At 72.3% G+C, this 18,594-nt stretch carries 13 protein-coding genes; 8 read left to right on the top strand and 5 right to left on the bottom strand.

From position 1 onward, the window contains the following. Positions 1-135: 135 nt before the first annotated feature. The 3 genes from ACGFMP_RS11585 (at position 136) to ACGFMP_RS11575 (ending at position 2,849) form a co-directional block, all read left to right on the top strand. Positions 136-840, top strand: a complete 705-nt coding sequence (locus ACGFMP_RS11585) for a PadR family transcriptional regulator (protein WP_393672150.1) — start codon at positions 136-138, stop codon at positions 838-840. Between the two features lie 183 nt (positions 841-1,023). After that, positions 1,024-2,073, top strand: coding sequence for an ATP-binding cassette domain-containing protein (locus ACGFMP_RS11580; RefSeq protein ID WP_393671891.1), 1,050 nt, complete (start codon positions 1,024-1,026; stop codon positions 2,071-2,073). Further along, positions 2,070-2,849 carry an ABC transporter permease gene (locus ACGFMP_RS11575; protein WP_393671889.1) on the top strand — a complete coding sequence of 260 codons (780 nt, stop codon included), beginning with the start codon at positions 2,070-2,072 and terminating at the stop codon, positions 2,847-2,849. Before ACGFMP_RS11580 ends, ACGFMP_RS11575 begins: the two co-directional genes overlap by 4 nt. Before the next feature lie 93 nt (positions 2,850-2,942). Here ACGFMP_RS11575 and ACGFMP_RS11570 read toward each other — a convergent pair whose 3' ends face one another. After that, positions 2,943-3,800 (bottom strand): siderophore-interacting protein, encoded by an 858-nt coding sequence (locus tag ACGFMP_RS11570; protein ID WP_393671888.1) that lies wholly within the window; start codon positions 3,798-3,800, stop codon positions 2,943-2,945. A 309-nt stretch (positions 3,801-4,109) separates the two neighbouring features. Here ACGFMP_RS11570 and ACGFMP_RS11565 point away from each other — a divergent pair, with 309 nt between their 5' ends. The 4 genes from ACGFMP_RS11565 (at position 4,110) to ACGFMP_RS11550 (ending at position 13,266) form a co-directional block, all read left to right on the top strand. Beyond that, positions 4,110-5,819, top strand: coding sequence for a cellulase family glycosylhydrolase (locus ACGFMP_RS11565; protein WP_393671886.1), 1,710 nt, complete (start codon positions 4,110-4,112; stop codon positions 5,817-5,819). 172 nt (positions 5,820-5,991) lie between these two features. Continuing rightward, positions 5,992-7,686: an MFS transporter gene (locus ACGFMP_RS11560; RefSeq protein ID WP_393671885.1), complete on the top strand. Its 1,695-nt coding sequence runs from the start codon at positions 5,992-5,994 to the stop codon at positions 7,684-7,686. A gap of 281 nt (positions 7,687-7,967) precedes the next feature. Beyond that, positions 7,968-8,951 carry a LuxR C-terminal-related transcriptional regulator gene (locus ACGFMP_RS11555; protein WP_393671884.1) on the top strand — a complete coding sequence of 328 codons (984 nt, stop codon included), beginning with the start codon at positions 7,968-7,970 and terminating at the stop codon, positions 8,949-8,951. 169 nt (positions 8,952-9,120) lie between these two features. Next, positions 9,121-13,266 (top strand): carboxypeptidase regulatory-like domain-containing protein, encoded by a 4,146-nt coding sequence (locus ACGFMP_RS11550; RefSeq protein WP_393671883.1) that lies wholly within the window; start codon positions 9,121-9,123, stop codon positions 13,264-13,266. A gap of 125 nt (positions 13,267-13,391) precedes the next feature. Here the strand turns inward: ACGFMP_RS11550 and ACGFMP_RS11545 are convergent, their stop codons facing one another. Continuing rightward, positions 13,392-13,823 carry a hypothetical protein gene (locus tag ACGFMP_RS11545; RefSeq protein ID WP_393671881.1) on the bottom strand — a complete coding sequence of 144 codons (432 nt, stop codon included), beginning with the start codon at positions 13,821-13,823 and terminating at the stop codon, positions 13,392-13,394. 186 nt (positions 13,824-14,009) lie between these two features. Continuing rightward, positions 14,010-14,696 carry a FadR/GntR family transcriptional regulator gene (locus ACGFMP_RS11540; RefSeq protein ID WP_393671880.1) on the bottom strand — a complete coding sequence of 229 codons (687 nt, stop codon included), beginning with the start codon at positions 14,694-14,696 and terminating at the stop codon, positions 14,010-14,012. 173 nt (positions 14,697-14,869) lie between these two features. Between ACGFMP_RS11540 and leuA the strand changes: the two genes are divergently transcribed. Next, positions 14,870-16,651, top strand: a complete 1,782-nt coding sequence (gene leuA / locus ACGFMP_RS11535) for a 2-isopropylmalate synthase (protein ID WP_393671879.1) — start codon at positions 14,870-14,872, stop codon at positions 16,649-16,651. Positions 16,652-16,655: 4 nt separating this feature from the next. Here the strand turns inward: leuA and ACGFMP_RS11530 are convergent, their stop codons facing one another. Both ACGFMP_RS11530 and ACGFMP_RS11525 read right to left on the bottom strand, forming a co-directional pair. Beyond that, entirely contained in the window at positions 16,656-17,465 is an 810-nt protein-coding gene (locus ACGFMP_RS11530; protein ID WP_393671878.1) for a polysaccharide deacetylase family protein, read from the bottom strand. A gap of 189 nt (positions 17,466-17,654) precedes the next feature. Next, entirely contained in the window at positions 17,655-18,557 is a 903-nt protein-coding gene (locus ACGFMP_RS11525; protein WP_393672149.1) for a 5'-3' exonuclease H3TH domain-containing protein, read from the bottom strand. Between the last annotated feature and the right edge of the window lie 37 nt (positions 18,558-18,594).

Genomic DNA, 18,594 nt, shown 5'->3' with positions numbered 1-18,594 from the left:
CGCGATACATCGCGGTTGCCCATTCCGCGGAATTCGCGATATGTTCGGCCGCGGATATACGGGAACGAGGAATGTCAGGGGGTGGGTCGGACGGCCGGTCGGCGCAAGCTCTCGAACCCGCTGGCCCTGGCGGTCATGGTGCTGCTCGGTGAACGCCCGATGCACCCCTACGAGATCGCCCGGGTGCTGCGGCAGCGCGGCAAGGAACACAGCATCAAGATCAACTACGGCTCGCTCTACACCGTGGTGCAGAACCTCGAGAAGCACGGCTTCGTGACCGTCGCCGGCGTCCAGCGGCAGGGCAACCGCCCCGAGCGCACCCTCTACGGCCTCACCGACGATGGCCGCATCGAGATGCACGACGGGCTCGCCGACCTGGTCGCCGTACCCGTACCCGAGTACCCGGCGTTCGAGGCGGGGCTCTCGCTCATCGAGGCGCTGCACCCGGACGAGGCGGTGGAGCTGCTCACCGAAAGGGCCGCGGCCCAGGAGGTCCAGGCCGCCGCCCTGCGCGGGGTCCTGGCCAAGCTCGGCGCGGAAGTACCGCGGCTGTTCCTGATCGAGACCGACTACAAGGCCCGCATGCTCGAAGCGCAGGCGGCCTGGATCCGCGACCTGCTCGCCGAGATCGCCGCGGGCACCCTGTCGGGCATCGGCGAGTGGCGCGGCTGGCACGAGACCGGGAACGTGCCCGAGGGGTGGTCGGAACTGGAGGACCAGTTCCGCGACTTCGACGCGGCGGAGGTGCGGGCAGAAGAGCCCGGCAGGCAGCCGGCCGCAGCGCGCAGCGGGCCCGACGGCCTCGCGGCGGAAGGGGAGCGGCCCGACGGCACCGGCTGACCCGACCGAAAAGAACCCGGCCCCGCTGCGGCAACAGCGGAGGCCGGGACACGAACCACCGACCGGACACCCGCGGGCAGCGGACGTCGGGCGATCGGGGTGCGGCACATCCACGATAGCCCGGCTCCTCCCGCAGGCGCTCCGGTGATCCGGCACACCCAGAACGCAACCGGAGGATCACCCATGACCACCGCAGAGCCCGCCGTCGTGGCGGACGGGCTGACCAAGACCTACCCCGGCGGGGTGCGAGCCCTCGACGGCATGGGCGTCACCGTCGCCGCGGGCACCGTCTTCGGCCTGCTCGGCCCGAACGGCGCAGGCAAGTCCACCACCGTCAAGATCCTCACCACCCTGGCCCGCCCCGACTCGGGCACCGCGCTGGTCGCCGGGCACGACGCGTTGCGCCACCCTGACCGGGTCCGCCGCGCGATCGGCGTCGTCGCCCAGAAGTCCGGCGCCGACCCGGTCGCGACCGGCCGGGAGAACCTGCTGCTCCAGGGGCGGCTCTACGGCGGCCGCGGCGCCGCACTCGGCAGGCGCGCCGACGAACTGCTCGACCGCTTCGACCTGTCGGCGGCCGGCGGCCGGCTGGTGCGTACGTACTCCGGCGGCATGCAGCGCCGCCTCGACGTGGCGCTCGGCCTGATGCACCGCCCGCAGGTGCTGTTCCTCGACGAGCCGACGACCGGGCTCGACCCGGAGGCGCGCACCGCGATGTGGGACGAGATATCCCGGCTGGCCGGCGACGAGGGCCTGACGATCCTGCTCACCACGCACTACCTGGAGGAGGCCGACCGGCTCGCCGAGCGGATCGCGATCGTCGACCGCGGGCGGGTGGTCGCCGAGGGCACACCCGACGAGCTCAAGGGCGAACTGCGCGGCGACGCCGTCCACGTGGAGCTGCGCGACACCCCCGGCGAGATCGACGCCCATCTGCTGGCCACCGCGCTGCGCGAGTTCGCCGCGGTGCGCGAGGTGACGGTGGACGGCAGGCGGCTCAGCGCCCGCGCGGACGACGGACCGGCCGCGGTACCGCAGGTGCTGACCGTGCTGGAGCAGCAGGGCGCCACGGTGGCGTCCGTCACGGTGGCCCGGCCGTCGCTCGACGACGTCTACCTGCGCTACGCGGGCCGCAGGTTCGCCGAGGCGGACACCGACCCGGCCGGCGCGGGCGCGGGTGGCGCGGGCGCGAAGGACGCGGTCACCGCGGGCAATGCGGGAGGGACCCGATGAGCGCAGAAACCCTGTACCAGACCTGGTACATGACGCAGCGCCAGCTGCTGGCGATCCTGCGCCAGCCGGTCTTCCTGGTCGTCACGCTGGTCCAACCGGTGATCTGGCTCTTCCTGTTCGGCTCGCTCTTCCGCAAGGTGGTCGAACTGCCGGGCTTCGGCGCCGGGTCGTACCTCGACTACCTGGTACCCGGTGTCGTCGTGATGAGCGCGGTGTCCTCCAACATGTGGGCGGGCATGGGCACGTTGGAGGAGATCGAGCGCGGCACCCTCAACCGCTTCCTGACCACTCCGGTCAGCCGTGCCGCCCTGATGAACGCCAACGTGGTGCAGCAGGGATTCAGCACGGCGGCCCAGTCGGTGCTGATCGTGCTGCTCGGCAAGCTCGGCGGCGCCGACTACCCGGGCGGGATCACCGGGCTGCTGGTGCTGCTGGTGGCTTCCGTGCTGCTCGGCACGGTGTTCGGGGCGAGCTCGAACGCGGTCGGCATGCTGGTCAGGCAGCGGGAGAGCATCATCGGGATCAACTCCTTCCTGCTGCTGCCGCTGACCTTCCTGTCCTCGGCCTTCATGGCACCCGGCCTGATGCCCTCCTGGATGCGGCACGTCGCCGACTTCAACCCGGTCAACTGGGCACTGGTCGCGGGCCGTTCCGCGATGGCGCAGGACCCGGACTGGGGTGACGTGCTCGGCCGCGGCGGCGCGCTGCTTGCGCTCGCGGTGGCCGCGGTGTGGCTGTCCACCCGGACCTTCCGCTCCTACCAGCAGTCCGTCTGAGCACCGCGGCAGCGCGCGGCCGGTCACCGTCCTTCCCGAGGTGACCGGCCGCGGTGCGTCCGTGGCGGGCTGGGCCGCCCCCGCGGCGGCGGGCTACGGCCGGCCGCCGGCCTCCTGCTCCCTTTCCACCTCGGCGTTCCACTCACGCTTGGACGACTGCCAGCCGTCCTCGTCGGCGCCCCGCCGCCAGTAGCCCGACACCGAGAGCCGTTCGCGCGCGATACCGCGGTCCAGCCGGACGAAGCGGCGCAGTTCCTTGACGAAGCCCGCTTCGCCGTGCACGAAGACCTGGACGTCGCCGGGCGGGAAGTCCAACCCGGTGACGGCGGCCACCAGTGCCTCGCCGACCGGCCGGTCGCCCCGGTGCAGCCAGACCACCTCGACGTCACCGGGGACCTGGAGCTTCTGCTCCTCGGCGGGGCCCGCGACCTCGACGAAGACCTTCGCCACCGCGCCGGGCGGCAGCTGCTCCACGGCCGCGGCGACGGCGGGCAGCGCGCTCTCGTCGCCGGCCAGCAGGTGCCAGTCCGCCGCCGGGTCGGGGGCGTACCCGCCGCCCGGGCCCATGAAGGAGATGCCGTCGCCGGGCCGCGCGGCCGCCGCCCACGGCCCTGCCACACCCTCGTCGCCGTGGTGGACGAAGTCCACGGTCAGCTCGCCGGTCGCGGCGTCCCACGCCCGCACCGTGTACGTACGGGTCCGCGGCCACTGGTCGCGCGGCAGGTCGCGGCGCACCGCCTCGAGGTCGAAAGGCTCGGGGTAGACCACGCCCTCGGGCGGGAAGAGCAGCTTGACGTAGTGGTCGGTGTACGCCCCGATCTCCGGCGGATCGGCGGGGTCGACCGCCAGCACCACCCTGATCATGTGCGGGGTCAGCCGCTCGGTGTGCACCACGGTGGCATGCCGGGGCCTGCGGGGCCTGCGTGCCGGTCGCTCGTCGGTGTCCGCCATGAATGAGCCCCGCTCTCTGCCGCAGAAATCCCGTGCGGCTGTCCGTGCTGCCGTGCGTCTCATCAAATCGTACTTAGGTAAGCCTAATCGACAGCCGCGATGCCACCGATTTACTTCGCTTCACAACTTGAAGGCTGCGCGACCCCTTGACGGCCCTCGGGTGTCATCGCTTCCATACAGTTACCAATGGGAGCGCTCCCACAAGCCTCCTGACATTCCGTCACACCACGAACTGAAGCGTTCCATCCCCCCACCGAGAGGAAGCGCACCGTGGTTCCCAATCCGGACGTCCGAAGTCCGCAGAGAAGCATGAGCCGGCTGCGGGTGGTGCTCGCCGCCGTCGTCGCGGCGGCGATGCTCGCGCTGCTGTCGATCGCCGGGCAGACCCACGCCACCGCGGCCGCGCCCGCCGCGGACGCCGGCACCGGCTACTGGCACACCAGCGGCCGGCAGATCCTGGACTCCGGCAACCAGCCGGTGCGTATCGCGGGCATCAACTGGTTCGGCTTCGAGACCAGCAACGACGTGGTGCACGGCCTCTGGTCGCGCGACTACAAGAGCATGATCGACCAGATGAAGACGCTGGGCTACAACACCATCCGGCTGCCTTACAGCGACGACATCTTCAAGCCGGGCACGATGCCCAACAGCATCAACTTCTACAACATGAACACCGACCTCCAGGGCCTCAACTCCCTGCAGGTCATGGACAAGATCGTCAACTACGCGGGCTCGATCGGCCTGCGGGTCATCCTCGACCGGCACCGCCCCGACGCCGGCGGCCAGTCCGCGCTCTGGTACACCAGCACCGTCCCCGAGACGACCTGGATCACCAACCTCAAGGCGCTGGCGACCCGTTACCAGGGCAACACGGCCGTCGTCGGCATCGACCTGCACAACGAGCCGCACGACCCCGCCTGCTGGGGCTGCGGCGACACCACGGTCGACTGGCGGCTCGCGGCCCAGCGGGCGGGCAACGCGATCCTCGGGATCAACCCCAGCCTGCTGATCTTCGTCGAGGGCATCCAGACCTTCAACGGCACCTCGGGATGGTGGGGCGGCAACCTGATGGGCGCCGGGCAGTACCCGGTGCAGCTCAACGTGGCCAACCGGGTGGTCTACTCGGCCCATGACTACGCCACCAGCGTGGCGCAGCAGACCTGGTTCACCGACCCGAGCTTCCCGGCGAACATGTCGGCGATCTGGGACAAGTACTGGGGCTACCTGTTCAAGCAGAACATCGCCCCCGTGTGGGTGGGCGAGTTCGGCACCACGCTCCAGTCCACCGTGGACCAGCAGTGGCTCAAGGCGCTGGTCAGCTACATGCTGCCGACCGCGGGCAACGGCGGCAACAGCTTCAGCTGGACCTTCTGGTCGTGGAACCCGGACTCCGGTGACACCGGGGGCATCCTCAAGGACGACTGGCAGACCGTCGACACCGTCAAGGACGGCTACCTGAGCAGCATCAAGGCCCCGACCTTCGGCGGCTCCTCGGGCAGCACGAACGGCGGTACCTCGAGCGGCACTTCGACGGGCACCTCCACGGGTACGAGCACCGGTACGTCGACGGGTACGAGCACCGGCACCTCGACGGGTACGTCCTCCGGTACATCGTCCGGCACCTCCACGGGTACGAGCACCGGCACCTCGACCGGTACGAGCACCGGGACCTCGACGGGCACGTCCAGCGGCACCACCGGTGGCACCGGCGGGAACCACGGCTGCACCGCCGCCCTGCACGTGGACAACCAGTGGGACGCCGGCTTCACCGCCACCGTCACCGTGACCAACTCCGGCACCGCGGCGACCTCCGGCTGGAAGGTGGCCTGGACCTGGCCCGGGAACCAGAAGGAGACCAGCGGCTGGAGCGCGACCATCACCCAGACCGGTGCCTCGGTCACCGCCGTGAACCTGGCCTACAACGGGGTGATCGCCCCCGCGGCCTCGACCAGTTTCGGCTTCCAGGGCACCTCCTCCGGGACGGTCGGCGCACCGACGCTGACCTGCACCGCGAGCTGACCCGTCCGCCCGGTTCCCTCGCGGTACGACGCCGGCGGGCTCCCTTCGGGGGGCCCGCCGGCGGCCGTGTGAATGACCTCGTGCAAACCCCTAGGCATACCGACTGGTCGGTACTAGCCTCTGCACACTCCGTCACTCCACCCGGTTTTCCCGTACCTCCAGGAGGAGCCGCATGTCCGCCACACCGACGTCGTTCGACGCCAACAGACCCGGACCACAGGCCACGGGCGGCGACACCCGTACCGTGTTGCAGCGGCTCTACCGCCGCGACCTGGCCGCGTACCCGGCCACCGGGCCCCGGATGGCGTATCTGGCCATCGTGGTGGTCACCACGGTCGTGCTCTACTACATGCTCTACATCCAGTACGCGGTCGCCACGTCGATCATCACCCACTTCGACATGACCTACCGCTACTTCGTGTGGGTCTCGGTGATCGGCAACGCGGTGGGCGCCTTCGCCTCCCTGGTGGCCGGGCTCGCGGACCGCTGGGGCCGGGCCAACATGGTGGTCTACGGGCTGCTGATCGCCTCGCTGCTGGTCTTCTTCGGGCTGCCGAACGCCGGCGGCAAGGCCACGTATCTCGTGCTGTTCGCACTGGTCAGCATCGTCGAGGGCATCGTGCTCGTCGCCACACCCGCGCTGATCAGGGACTTCTCGCCACAGCTCGGCCGGGCCACCGCGATGGGCGCCTGGACGATGGGACCGGTCGTCGGCAGCCTGGTCGTCACCACCGTCACCAGCCAGACCCTGGACACCTCCAGCTGGCAGGACGAGCTGCGCTACTCCGCGATCGCCGGCCTGGTCGTCTTCGTGATCGCCATCTTCGCGCTGCGCGAGCTCTCGCCCGGCCTGCGCGACCAGATCATGGTCACCCTGCGGGACCGCGCCCTGGTCGAGGCGCGCGCCAAGGGCATCGACCCGCAGGCCGCCAGGCGCGGCGAGTGGCGGCAGATGCTGCGCCTCGACATCGCGGGATCGGGTCTGGCCATCGCCCTGTTCCTGCTGCTGTACTTCGCCGCCGTCGGCAACTTCGTCGTCTACTTCGCCACCACCTACGGCTACAGCGAGCAGCGGGCCAACGCCGTCGCCAACTGGTACTGGGCGGCCAACGCCATCGCCCTGGTCGTGGTGGGCCTGCTGTCGGACCGGCTCAAGGTGCGCAAGCCGTTCATGATCATCGGAGCCGTCGGCTCCATCGTGATGACCGCGATCTTCGCCACCCGGGCGACCCATCCGACCACCGACTACTACACCTTCGCCTGGCTCTTCGTCGGCATCGGCGTCTTCAGCGGAGTGGCCTACGGGCCGTGGATGGCCGGCTTCACCGAGACGGTGGAGAAGCACAACCCGGCCGCCACGGCGACCGGCCTCGCGGTGTGGGGCTGGACGATCCGCATCGTCGTGGCGGTCTCGTCCGCGCTCATCCCGGTGCTGGTCACCTCGGTGACGCCGCTGGTCGACCACGGACCGCAGGTCACCGCCGCGCAGGCGCAGGCCGCACCGGCGCTCGCCATCGTCGGCGCCCACCCCGACATCTTCGCCGAGCTGGGCAAGTTCCCGCCGGGCAAGGCGCCCGCCGACGTCATGGCCCGCGCCGTGCAGGAGGTCGGCCCCGCCGACCTCGCCACCGTGCAGAAGGCGCAGCCGCAGCTGGCGGTGCTCCAGAAGTACGGCACCAAGGTGCAGAAGGCCGCACACGACGGGCCGGGCCAGTGGCGCACCTGGTGGTGGATCTGCGTCGGCGGCCAGGTGCTCTTCCTGCCCTTCGTCTTCCTGATGGCCGGACGCTGGAGCCCGTCCCGCGCCCGGGAGGACGCTGCCCTCCACCAGGCGGCGGTCGACCGCGAACTGGCCTCCCTCACCTGAGGACCCGCCGGTGTCCCCGGCGGGTGCGCGGGGTCGGGCACCCGGCGGGGACACGAGGGCGACCCGGCGCACGCCGATCCCCTCCGTTTCGCGCCGCACGCCGATCCGCCGCGGACGACGGGAAGGCCCCCGGCGCAGGTCCGGGGCCTTCCCCGGCGGTGGCCTCCCGTGCGGTTCCGCACCCGGGCCGGACTCCGGGGGCGGAGCCGGGGGTGGGGTCGGGAGGGGCGTAGCCAGGAACCGGCCGTCCCGTGGCGCCCCAGCCGCTACAGTGCGGCGACATGACCGAACGTCCGTTTGAGGCCTTGGGGTTGAGCCCGGACGCCGACCGGGCGTACTCGCTCCTGGTGTCCACCCGCGGCGTCGCCCCGGCCGAACTGGCAGGTCAGATGGGCGTGTCGGCGGAACGCGCGCAGGCCGCCTGCGGCGAGCTGGCGGCGCGCGGCCTGGCCCGCCGCGGCCGGGACGGGCGGTGGTACCCGGTGCCGCCGCACGCCGGTTTCCGGCCACTGCTGTCGCGCGCGCAGGAACAGCTGCGCGCGGGACGGGAGTTACTCGACCGGCTCGACGTGGAATACCAGCGGGTCCACCAGGGCCACCGCGCCGACGAGGTGGTCCAGGTGGTGGCCGGCCGGGCCGCGATCCGGCGCCGGATCGAGGACGTCAGGGGCACGGCCCGCAAGGAGGTCGCCTCCTTCGTGCCGGGCTCCGCGGTGGCGCCGCGGGAGACGGTGCCCGGCGGGGTCCGCCGCCGGGTGGTGTTCGAGCGCGCCGGGCTCGAGGCGGCCGGGGCGTTCGGGCCGCCGGGAGATCCGCTGATGTCGGCGAGGGTGGCCGGCCGGCTGCCGGCCCGCCTCGACATCGCCGACCGCGAGGTCGCCCTGCTGCCGCCGGCCGCGGAGGACGCCGCCGACCCGGTGATGCTGGTGGTGCTGCCCGGCCCGCTGCTCGACGCGCTGACCGCGCTGTTCGACGCGGTCTGGGCGGGTGGCGTCCCGCTGGTGCGCCGCCCGGAGGCCCAGCAGCCGCGCAGCGCCCTGCGCTCGCGGATCCTGGCGATGCTGGTGAGCGGCAGCACCGACGCGGCGATGGCCCGCTCGCTCGGGGTCGCGGTGCGCACGGTGCAGCGGCACGTCGCCGCGATGCAGCGCGAGGCGGGCGTCGACAACCGCATCCAGCTGGTGTGGCACGCGGCCCGGCACGGCTGGCTGGACGACCAGCCCGGCGGCCACCCCGAGGGGAACGCGCGCCGGCCGTCCGGATGACGGGAAGGCGACTCCGCCCAGCGGGACCCGCGATGTCAGGTATTCGTCAAGGGTTTGACGAATCCTTGGTGCATGTGTGGCACAGGTATACGCCAGCGGTCTGATCGACCGTGACCAACCGCGACGGCCGCCGCCGCGGCGCGGTCCCACCCGCCCCAGGGAGAACCCCTTGCGCATACCCGTTCCCAGACGCAGCCGCCGCACCGCCGGTGTGGTGGCGTCTCTCGCCTCGGCCGCCCTCGCCGTGGTGGGCCTGCAACTTCCCGCCGCCGCACCGGCGTCCGCCGCGCCGTCCCACCGGCCGGACGTCGTACGCCAGTGCGCGGACGCCAAGCCGGGGGAGTTCTCCTGCTTCGCGCTGCGCAGGACCGACGTGCCGGCCAGGGCGGGCGTCCAGCCGCACGCCGCCACCCCCGACGGCTTCGGCGCGACCGATCTGCAGAGCGCGTACGCGCTGCCGCCCGACGGCGGCGCGGGCCAGACCGTCGCCATCGTGGACGCCTACGACGACCCGACGGCGGAGGCGGACCTGGCGGTCTACCGCCAGCAGTACGGGCTGCCGGAGTGCACCACCGCCAACGGCTGCTTCAGCAAGGTCAGCCAGCGCGGCGGCAGCGACCTCCCCGACCCCGACCCCGACTGGGCGGGCGAGATCTCGCTCGACCTCGACATGGTGTCGGCGGCCGCGCCCAACGCGCACATCCTGCTGGTCGAGGCGGACTCGGCGTTCTTCGACGACCTGGGCGCCTCGGTGGACCAGGCGGTCGCGCTGGGCGCGAAGTACGTCTCCAACTCCTACGGCACTGGCTACGACAGCACTCCCGGCAGCGGTGAGGACCCGTCAGAGGCCAGCAGCATGGACCCGTACTACAACCACCCGGGCGTCGCGGTCGTCGCGTCGAGCGGTGACGACGGCTTCGGGGTGAGCTACCCCGCCGTCTCGCCGTACGTCACGGCCGTCGGCGGCACCGCGCTCGCCAGGGACCCGGGCACCGCCCGCGGCTGGCGCGAGTCGGTGTGGAACAACTCGCACGGCGCCCCGGGCTCCGGCTGCTCGCTCTACGAGCCCAAGCCCGCCTTCCAGACCGACAGCGTCTGCGACATGCGCGGTGAGGCCGACGTCGCGGCGGTCTCCGACCCGGTCACCGGCGTCGCGGTCTACCAGACCTACGGCAACGACGGCTGGGCGGTCTACGGCGGCACCAGCGCCGCCTCCCCGCTGATCGCGGGCGTCTACGCGTCGGCCGGCACCCCCGGCGAGGGCACCTACCCCAACGCCTACCCGTACGCCAAGCCCGGATCGCTCAACGACGTGACCGCGGGCGACAACGGCTCCTGCACCCCCGACGCCCTGTGCACCGCGGGACCCGGCTGGGACGGCCCCACCGGTCTTGGCACGCCCAACGGCCTCGCCGCCTTCACCAGCGGCCCGCACGGCGTCTTCACCGGCACCGTCACCGACCGGGCCACCGGCGCGCCGATCGCCGGCGCCACCGTCAAGGCCGGAGACCACAGCGCGACCACCGGCGCCGACGGCACCTACAAGCTCGACGTGCCCCCGGGCAGTTACGACCTGACGGCCGCCGCGTACGGCTACTCCACCGGCAGCGCGAGCGGCGTCGACCTCGCCGACGGCGCCACCGTCACGGAGTCCTTCGCCCTCGACGCGGTGCCCACCAGGACCGTCTCCGGGCGGGTCAACGACGGTTCGGGACACGGCTGGCCGCTCTACGCCACGATCACCGCCGACGGCGTGCCCGGCGGACCGGTCTTCACCGACCCCGCCACCGGCGCCTACACCCTGACGCTGCCGCAGAACGCCTCCTACACGCTGCACATCGCCGCCAACTACCCCGGATACCAGGCGGTGAGCAAGGCGGTGCAGGTCGGGTCGGCCGACCAGACCCTCAACGTGGCCGTGCCGGTGGACAGTTCCTCCACCGAGGCACCCGGCTACGCGGTGAACCTGGACGGCGCCACCGAGCCCTTCACCTCCACCACCGCCCCGCCGGCCGGCTGGAGCGTCGCCGACGCCGACGGCACCACCGGCGGCTGGACCTTCGACGACCCGGGCAGCCGGGGCAACCGCACAGGCGGCAGCGGCGGCTTCGCCATCATCGACAGCGACGACATCGGGCAGGACCTGGACCAGGACACCTCCCTGCTCTCGCCGTCCTACGACCTGAGCGGCGACACCGCGCCGATCCTCGGCTTCGACACCGACTACAAGTCGTTCTCCAACTCCACCGCGGACGTGGACGTCTCAGGCGACGGCGGCGCCACCTGGTCCACGGTGTGGGAGAAGACCACCACCACGGTGGCCGGAGCCCACGTCGAGATCCCGCTGAGCGGCTACGCGGGCAAGAGCGACGTACGGCTGCGCTTCCACTACACCGGCAGCTGGGCCTACTGGTGGCAGCTGGACAACATCTTCGTCGGCAAGCGCACCTACGACCCGGTGCCCGGCGGCCTGGTGGTCGGCAACGTCACGGACGCCAACACCAAGGCGGGGGTCAACGGCGCCACCGTCACCAGCACCGACCGGCCCGCCGACCACACCACCACCAGCGCCACCCCGGACGACCCGAACCTGGGCGACGGCTTCTACTGGACCTTCTCCCACCTGACAGGCAAGCACCCGATCAGCGCGGCGGCCTCGCACTACACCGGTGCGTCCGCCATCGCGAACATCCCGCCGGACGGCGTCGTCGCGCGCAACCTCGCCCTCAAGGCCGGCCGGCTCAAGGTCACCCCGGCCTCGATCGACAAGACGGTCGCCTGGGGCAAGAGCACGTCCCAGACCCTGACGGTCAAGAACACCGGCACCGCGCCGGCCACCCTGACCCTGGGCGAGACCCCGGGCGGCGTCGTGGTCGCGAAGGCCGGCGCCCCGCTCAACCTGGTCAAGGGCCGCTACTCGCCGCTGTCGCTGGCCGCGCATGGTGCGAAGGCCGGTGCCACCTCCAAGGCCGCCACCGCCGCCCCGAACGCCGCGGGCGACGCCTGGCAGCCGGTGCCCGACCTGCCGGTCCCGGTCGGCGACAACGCGGTCGTCAGCTACCAGGGCACCGTCTACTCGGTGTTCGGCTACACCGGTCTCGACGACACCAGCGACATGTACGCGTACAGCGCGGACAGCGGCGCCTGGACGAAGCTCGCCTCCGCCGCCGACACCCGTGAGGCACCCGCGCACGGCGTCATCAACGGCAAGATCTACGCGTCGGGCGGCTGGGGCGCGAGCGGCAACCCCGACGCCAAGCTCGAGATCTACGACATCGCCACCAACGCGTGGAGCACCGGGGCCAGTTCGCCCAAGCCCTACGCGGGCGCGGGCTCCGCGGTGCTGAACGGCAAGCTGTACTCGGTCGGCGGGTGCACCGCCGACGCGTGCGGTGTCACCGACGTGACGGCGTACGACCCCGCCACCAACACCTGGTCCACGGCGGCCGCCTACCCCGAGGACGTCGCCTGGGAGTCCTGCGGCGCCGTCAGCGGCAAGCTCTACTGCGCCGGCGGCACCACCGACGCGGGCAGCATCACCCACGGCTACGTCTACGACCCGGCGGCCGACGCCTGGTCGCCGATCGCCGACCAGCCCACCGACGCCTGGGGCGCGGCCTACACCTCCGCCAACGGGCTGCTGCTGGTCAAGGGCGGCGCCGTCAACGCGGGCGCGGCCCTGACCAACCAGACCTGGGCCTACCAGCCCGACGACAACACCTGGACGGCCCTGCCGAACTCCACCGCCTCGCTCTACCGCGGCGGCGGCTCCACCGGCTTCTACGCCGTCGGCGGCCTCGCCGGCCAGGTCCCCGCGAAGACCGCGGAGGTCCTGCCGGGCTACGACCAGGCCGACAGCGCCGACGTCAGCTGGCTGAGCGAGAGCGCGGACACGGTCACCGTGCAGCCCGGTGCCAGCGCGACCGTGACGGTCACGCTCGACGCGTCCGCGCCGGACATCAGCCAGCCCGGCACGTACACCGCAGGGCTCGCCCTCGCCTCCGACACGCCTTACCCGCTCGCGCCGGTGGGTGTCTCGCTCACCGTCAAGCCGCCTGCCACCTGGGGCAAGATCACCGGCACGGTGTCCTCCGGCGGTGCGCCGCTCAGCGGCGCGACCGTGCAGATCAACACCTGGGCGACCCACTACACCCTCAAGACCGCCAAGGACGGCACCTACGCGCTCTGGCTCGACGTCAGGAACAACCCCCTCCAGCTGATCGTGGCCAAGGACGGCTACCAGCCGACCACGACGACGATCCGCATCGTCAAGGGGGTGACGACCACCGCGAACTTCAGCCTCCTGAAGGACTGACCGCCGGCCGGGGGAGGGGCCGGACCGCGCGTCCGGCCCCTCCCCCCCGCATCCGGCCCGGGGCCGGGCGGCAGGCCAGGACCGACCGCAGAGCGGAAGCACGCGGGCGACCTCGGCGGATGCCCTCAGAGCTCGTGGTCCCTGGCCAGCTCCTCCCAGCGGATGGCGCGAAGCGCGGGATCGGCATCCGTGCCCGACGGCACGTCAGGGAGGGGCTGGAACCAGGCCACGGCGAGAGCCGAGCGGTGCAGCACCGGGTCGAGTCCGGGGTCGACCGCCGTCGAGACGAAGAGACCGATGCAGGCCACCGCGGGCAGCACCTCGACAGGGCCGAAGGCGCCGCCGCTCTGGTCCGGGTACTCGCGGGAGGGCGGCACGAGATGGAACGGCGCGGAGGGAAAGGCCCGTTCGGCCATCCGGCCCAGGCCTGTGACCCGCATGTCGTTGATGCGTTTGTAGGGGTAGCCCTCCAGAAGTCCCCTGTAGGTCGAGGACATCCGCAGTTCTGCGAGTTCGATCGAGAGACCGGACGAGAGGACCAGGTGGCTCAGCGGCATGCCCAGACCCTATGCGCATGATCCTTTTCCGGCGCGCCGCCCCCCGGAACTGCCGGTTCCGCTCGGCGACCGGTGACGGCGTGACCGCGGGCGGGCGCGGGACGCGGGTGCGAACCGGCCGCGGGCGGGTCCCGCCGCGGGTGGGAGACCGCGGTACCCGACCGCGAGGAGCACCCCCTGGCGGGCTCAGCGCCGGAGGCGGTTCAGGGTCGCGGAGAGTTCCGCGTCGAGGATGTGCTCGGCCTCTCCCGCCGCGCCGGAGGCGATGGCCGAGACCAGCGCCGCGTGCGCCGCGTCCCCCGTGGCGGGGTCGGCCTCGCGCAGGCCGAGCAGGTCGACGAGGTCGACCAGGGCCTCCCGCAGCGCCGGGGCGAACTCGGCGAAGAGGTCGGTGAGCACGGGATTGCGGGCCGCGGCCACGATGGCCGAGTGCAGCGCGATGTCGGCGTCGACGAAGGCCGCGTCGTCAGCCGCAGCGGCGAGCCGTCGCGCGGCGAGCGCGGCGACCATCGCCTCGATGTCGGCGTCGGTGCGCCGCTCCGCGGCGAGCCGCGCCGCCTGCACCTCGATCATCGCCCGCACCTCGTAGACCTCGGCGACGGCCGCCCGCCGCAGCCTGGTCCCGAAGTCCTCGTGCGGCTCTGTGGAGACCACGAAGACCCCCGCGCCCTGCCGGGACTTGACCAGTCCGGCCTCGGCGAGTGCCCGCACCGCCTCGCGTACGGTCGACCGCCCGACGCCGAGTGACGCGGCGAGCGCGGTCTCGCCGGGCAGCTTGGTGCCCACCGGCCACTGCCCGCCGAGGATCTGCTCGCGCAGATGCTCGGTGGCCTGTTCGACCAGCGGGCTGGGCCGCAGTGAACCGAGCGCCATGGGGAGCTCACCTCTCAGGTTGTCTGAGGACTTGATCACCGTTAGTCTACCCGGCATGACGCAGCGGGGTCTCCTTCTCGGATGCCGTGGCGGGGCCTGAAGCGACCGGCACCCCGCCACGGGGTTCGGTGCTGCCGGTCGTCCCGGCACGCACCCAGGAACGGACGCACCCCATGACCACCTCACCCGAGGCCACCGCCTTCCCCACCCTGCGCAGCCCGCGCGGCCCGGTGCCGCCCGCCGCGCCGCCGTGGAACCCGCAGCGCGGCAGCGCGATGCCGTCGCACCGCTACCGGCCCGCCCACGAGCGGGTCGGGATCCCCGCCGTGAACGCCAGGAGGTGGCCGTCGCGGCGGATCGAGCAGGCACCCCTGTGGGTGCCGGTCGACCTGCGGGACGGCAACCAGGCGCTGGCGGAACCCATGGACCCGGCCCGCAAGCGCCGGATGTTCGACCTGCTGATCGCGATGGGCTACAAGGAGATCGAGGTCGGCTACCCCTCCGCCAGCCGCACCGACTTCGACTTCGTACGCCATCTGGCCGACAGCGGCGCCGTCCCCGACGACGTGACGGTCGTGGTCTTCACCGCGGCCCGCGCCGACCTCATCGAGACCACCTTCGCCTCGATCCGCGGCCTGACCCGGGTCGTCGTGCACCTGTACACCGCGACGGCCCCGGTGTGGCGGGAGGTCGTGATCGGCCGCGACCGGCGCGAACTGCGCGCGCTGATCGAGGAGTCGGCCACGCAGATGGCCCGGCTGGCCGCAGGGCGGCCAGGTGTGCGTTTCGAGTTCTCGCCCGAGGTCTTCAACATGACGGAGCCCGACTACGTCCTGGAGGTCTGCAACGGGCTCACCGGGCTGTGGGACGCCTCGCCCGACCGGCCGGTGATCCACAACCTGCCGGCCACCGTGGAGATCGCCACCCCGAACGTCTACGCCGACCAGATCGAGTACATGCACCACCACCTGGACCGCAGGGACGCGGTGATCCTGTCCGTGCACCCGCACAACGACCGCGGTACGGGCGTCGCCTGCGCCGAACTCGCCGTGCTGGCCGGTGCCCAGCGCGTCGAGGGCTGCCTGTTCGGCAACGGTGAACGCACCGGCAACGTCGACCTGGTGACGCTCGCGCTCAACCTGCACACCCAGGGAGTCGACCCGATGGTCGACTTCTCCGACATCGACGAGATCCGCCGCACCGTCGAGCACTGCAACCGGCTGCCGGTCCCCGGCCGCCACCCGTACGCCGGCGACCTGGTGCACACCGCCTACTCCGGCACCCACCAGGACGCCATCAAGAAGGGCTTCGACCGGCACGCCCGGCTGGCCGCGGAGGCGGGCCTGCCCGCCGGGGAACTGCCCTGGGCGGTGCCCTACCTGCCGATCGACCCCGCCGACATCGGCCGCGACTACGAGGCGGTGATCCGGGTCAACAGCCAGTCGGGCAAGGGCGGTGTCGGCTATCTGCTGGCCACCCACCACGGCCTGGACCTGCCGGCCCCGCTGCGCGCGGACTTCTCCCGCATCGTGCAGCGCGCCGCCGACGACAGCGGCGCGGAGATCACCGCCAAGGAGCTGTGGGAGCTGTTCGAGGAGGCCTATCTCGCCCCGGCCGACGGCCCGTTGGCCGTCTCCGACTGGCGCACCGCGCAAACCGCCCCCGGCGTCCACGACTTCGGCGGGGTGCTGCGCGGAGCCGGCCGCCCGCCCGTCGAGGTGCGCGGCACGGGCAACGGCCCGCTGTCGGCGCTGGCCGCCGCACTGTCAGGCGCCGGCATCGAGGTGGACATCCTCGACTACGCCGAGCACGCCACCGGTTCCGGTCCCGACAGCCCCGCGGTCGCCTACGCCCGCTGCCGGGTCGGTGGCAGTGTCCGGTGGGGAGCGGGGCGCGACACCTCGGTGCTGACCGCCTCGGTACGCGCGGTGCTCGCGGCCGTCAACCGGTGCTGAGGGGTCAGGGCCGGTAGACCTTGCCCGGCTCCGGCGCTGCGGGTGCGAGGAGTTCCGGCACCGTCACGAAGGTGTAGCCCTCCGCCCGCAGCGCGTCGATGATGCCGGGGACGGCCGGGACCGTCCCCTTGTAGAGGTCGTGCAGCAGGATGATGCCGTCCCGGCTCGCGTCCTTGAGTATCCGCTTGTGTATCAGGGCCGAGTCGGTGGTGGCGTAGTCGCTCGCGGTGTCGCTCCACAGCACCTGCGCCAGGCCCAGCTCCTTGCACACCGCGGAGACCTTCTTGTCGGTGCGCCCCTGCGGCGGCCGCATGAGGGTGGGCCGCTTGCCGGTCAGCCGCTCCACCTCGGAGTCGAGGTGGTCGAGCTCGGTGCGGATCTCGGCGGGCTTGAGGTCGGTCAGCCGGCGGTGGGTCCAGGTGTGGTTGCCCAGCACGTTGCCGTTCTGCCCCATCTGCCGCACCAGGTCGGGGTACTTGTCGACATGGTTGTGGCCGAGCAGGAAGAAGGTCACCCGTACCTTCTTCTGCGCCAGCACCTTCAGCAGCGCCGGGGTGTGCTCGCTCGGCCCGGCGTCGAAGGTCAGGGCTATGCACTTGGCCTTGCGGCAGTCCACCGCCCCGGCAGGCAGCGCCGCCTTGCCGCCGGCGCCCCCCTTGCCGTCGGTGTCCGCCGCCTTATACGCCGCCTCGCGCGCGCTCTTCGGCGACTGCGCGTCGTAGGTGGCGCAGCCGGTCAGCGAGAAGGCGAGGGCCGCCGCCGCGAGTCCCGCGGTCAACGCGGTCCGCCGGACCGTACGGGGCGTTTTCGGCATGGCGGGTCCTCCGGGGGTTGGTGCCTGGCTGTGTGAACGCTGTGCGCCGTGGGGCGCGGGTGGTCACTCTACACACCCGCTATACATGATGCGTATAGCGGGTGAGCAGCACCGGGACCCGGAGCTTTCGGGACGGAACACCGCCGGGCAGCAGACACCTGGCGGCCGCGCGCCGTCAGTGCGGGGGCGTCAGCCCGCGGAGGCGAGGGCGTCGACCAGGCGGGAGAGCGAGCCGCCGAGACCCCAGCGGGCGGCCAGCGACCGCAGCTCGCCGGGGGAGGCGGGGGTGCGGGGGAGCGCGGGGTCGAAGACCGGCAGCGGGACGTCCTTCGCGACGGCGACCACCGTCGGCGCGACGTCGAGGTAGTCCGCCGCCGCGGCGATGTTGCGCCGCCGGGCTGGTGTGAGGCGCGAGAAGGGGTCGGCGGCGGCCGCCCGCACCCCGGCGAGGTCGCCGTACTCCGTCACCAGCTGCGCCGCCGTCTTCTCGCCGATGCCCTTCACACCGGGGAGGCCGTCGCTCGGGTCGCCCCGCAGCGCGGCGAAGTCGGCGTACTGGCCGGCCCTGACGCCGTACCGCTCCCCGATGGCGGCCTCGTCGATCACGTCGCAGTCCCCGACGCCCTTGCGCGGATACAGCACCCGCACCCCGCGGGTGTCGTCCACCAGCTGGAAGAGGTCGCGGTCGCCGGTGACGATCGCGACCGGCCCGGGGGCGGCGGACGCCAGGGTGCCGATGACGTCGTCCGCCTCGTAACCGGGCACCCCGACCCTGGCGATGCCGATCGCGTCGAGCACCGCCTCGATCACCGGCACCTGCGGGGACAGCGTGTCGGGCACCTCCTCGGTGCCCTCGGCCTCGTCGGCGACGCGGTGCGATTTGTACGACGGGATGAGGTCCACCCGCCACTGCGGGCGCCAGTCCGCGTCCATGCACGCGACGAGCCCGCCGGGGGAGTGGTCGGTGACCAGCCGGCTGATGAAGTCCAGCAGCCCGCGGACCGCGTTGACCGGGGTGCCGTCGGGCGCCTTCACCGAGTCGGGCACGCCGAAATACGCGCGGAAGTACAGGCTCGCCGTGTCGAGCAGCAGCAGCTTGCCGCCGGGGTTCTGGTCGGTCACCGCGCCA

The organism is Streptomyces sp. NPDC049040 (assembly GCF_043197715.1).
Classification (GTDB): Bacteria; Actinomycetota; Actinomycetes; order Streptomycetales; family Streptomycetaceae; genus Actinacidiphila.
The sequence above is the reverse complement of the archived record's forward strand: the minus strand, read 5'-3'. Positions and strand labels throughout refer to the sequence as shown.

Excerpts from the sequence above, each read along its gene's own strand:
- ACGFMP_RS11570 (WP_393671888.1), bottom strand. The coding sequence starts at position 3,800 with ATGGCGGACACCGACGAGCGACCGGCACGCAGGCCCCGCAGGCCCCGG.
- ACGFMP_RS11580 (WP_393671891.1), top strand. The coding sequence starts at position 1,024 with ATGACCACCGCAGAGCCCGCCGTCGTGGCGGACGGGCTGACCAAGACC.
- ACGFMP_RS11540 (WP_393671880.1), bottom strand. The coding sequence starts at position 14,696 with ATGGCGCTCGGTTCACTGCGGCCCAGCCCGCTGGTCGAACAGGCCACC.
- ACGFMP_RS11530 (WP_393671878.1), bottom strand. The coding sequence starts at position 17,465 with ATGCCGAAAACGCCCCGTACGGTCCGGCGGACCGCGTTGACCGCGGGA.
- ACGFMP_RS11565 (WP_393671886.1), top strand. The coding sequence starts at position 4,110 with ATGAGCCGGCTGCGGGTGGTGCTCGCCGCCGTCGTCGCGGCGGCGATG.
- ACGFMP_RS11545 (WP_393671881.1), bottom strand. The coding sequence starts at position 13,823 with ATGCCGCTGAGCCACCTGGTCCTCTCGTCCGGTCTCTCGATCGAACTC.
- ACGFMP_RS11575 (WP_393671889.1), top strand. The coding sequence starts at position 2,070 with ATGAGCGCAGAAACCCTGTACCAGACCTGGTACATGACGCAGCGCCAG.
- ACGFMP_RS11560 (WP_393671885.1), top strand. The coding sequence starts at position 5,992 with ATGTCCGCCACACCGACGTCGTTCGACGCCAACAGACCCGGACCACAG.
- ACGFMP_RS11555 (WP_393671884.1), top strand. The coding sequence starts at position 7,968 with ATGACCGAACGTCCGTTTGAGGCCTTGGGGTTGAGCCCGGACGCCGAC.
- leuA (WP_393671879.1), top strand. The coding sequence starts at position 14,870 with ATGACCACCTCACCCGAGGCCACCGCCTTCCCCACCCTGCGCAGCCCG.
- ACGFMP_RS11585 (WP_393672150.1), top strand. The coding sequence starts at position 136 with ATGGTGCTGCTCGGTGAACGCCCGATGCACCCCTACGAGATCGCCCGG.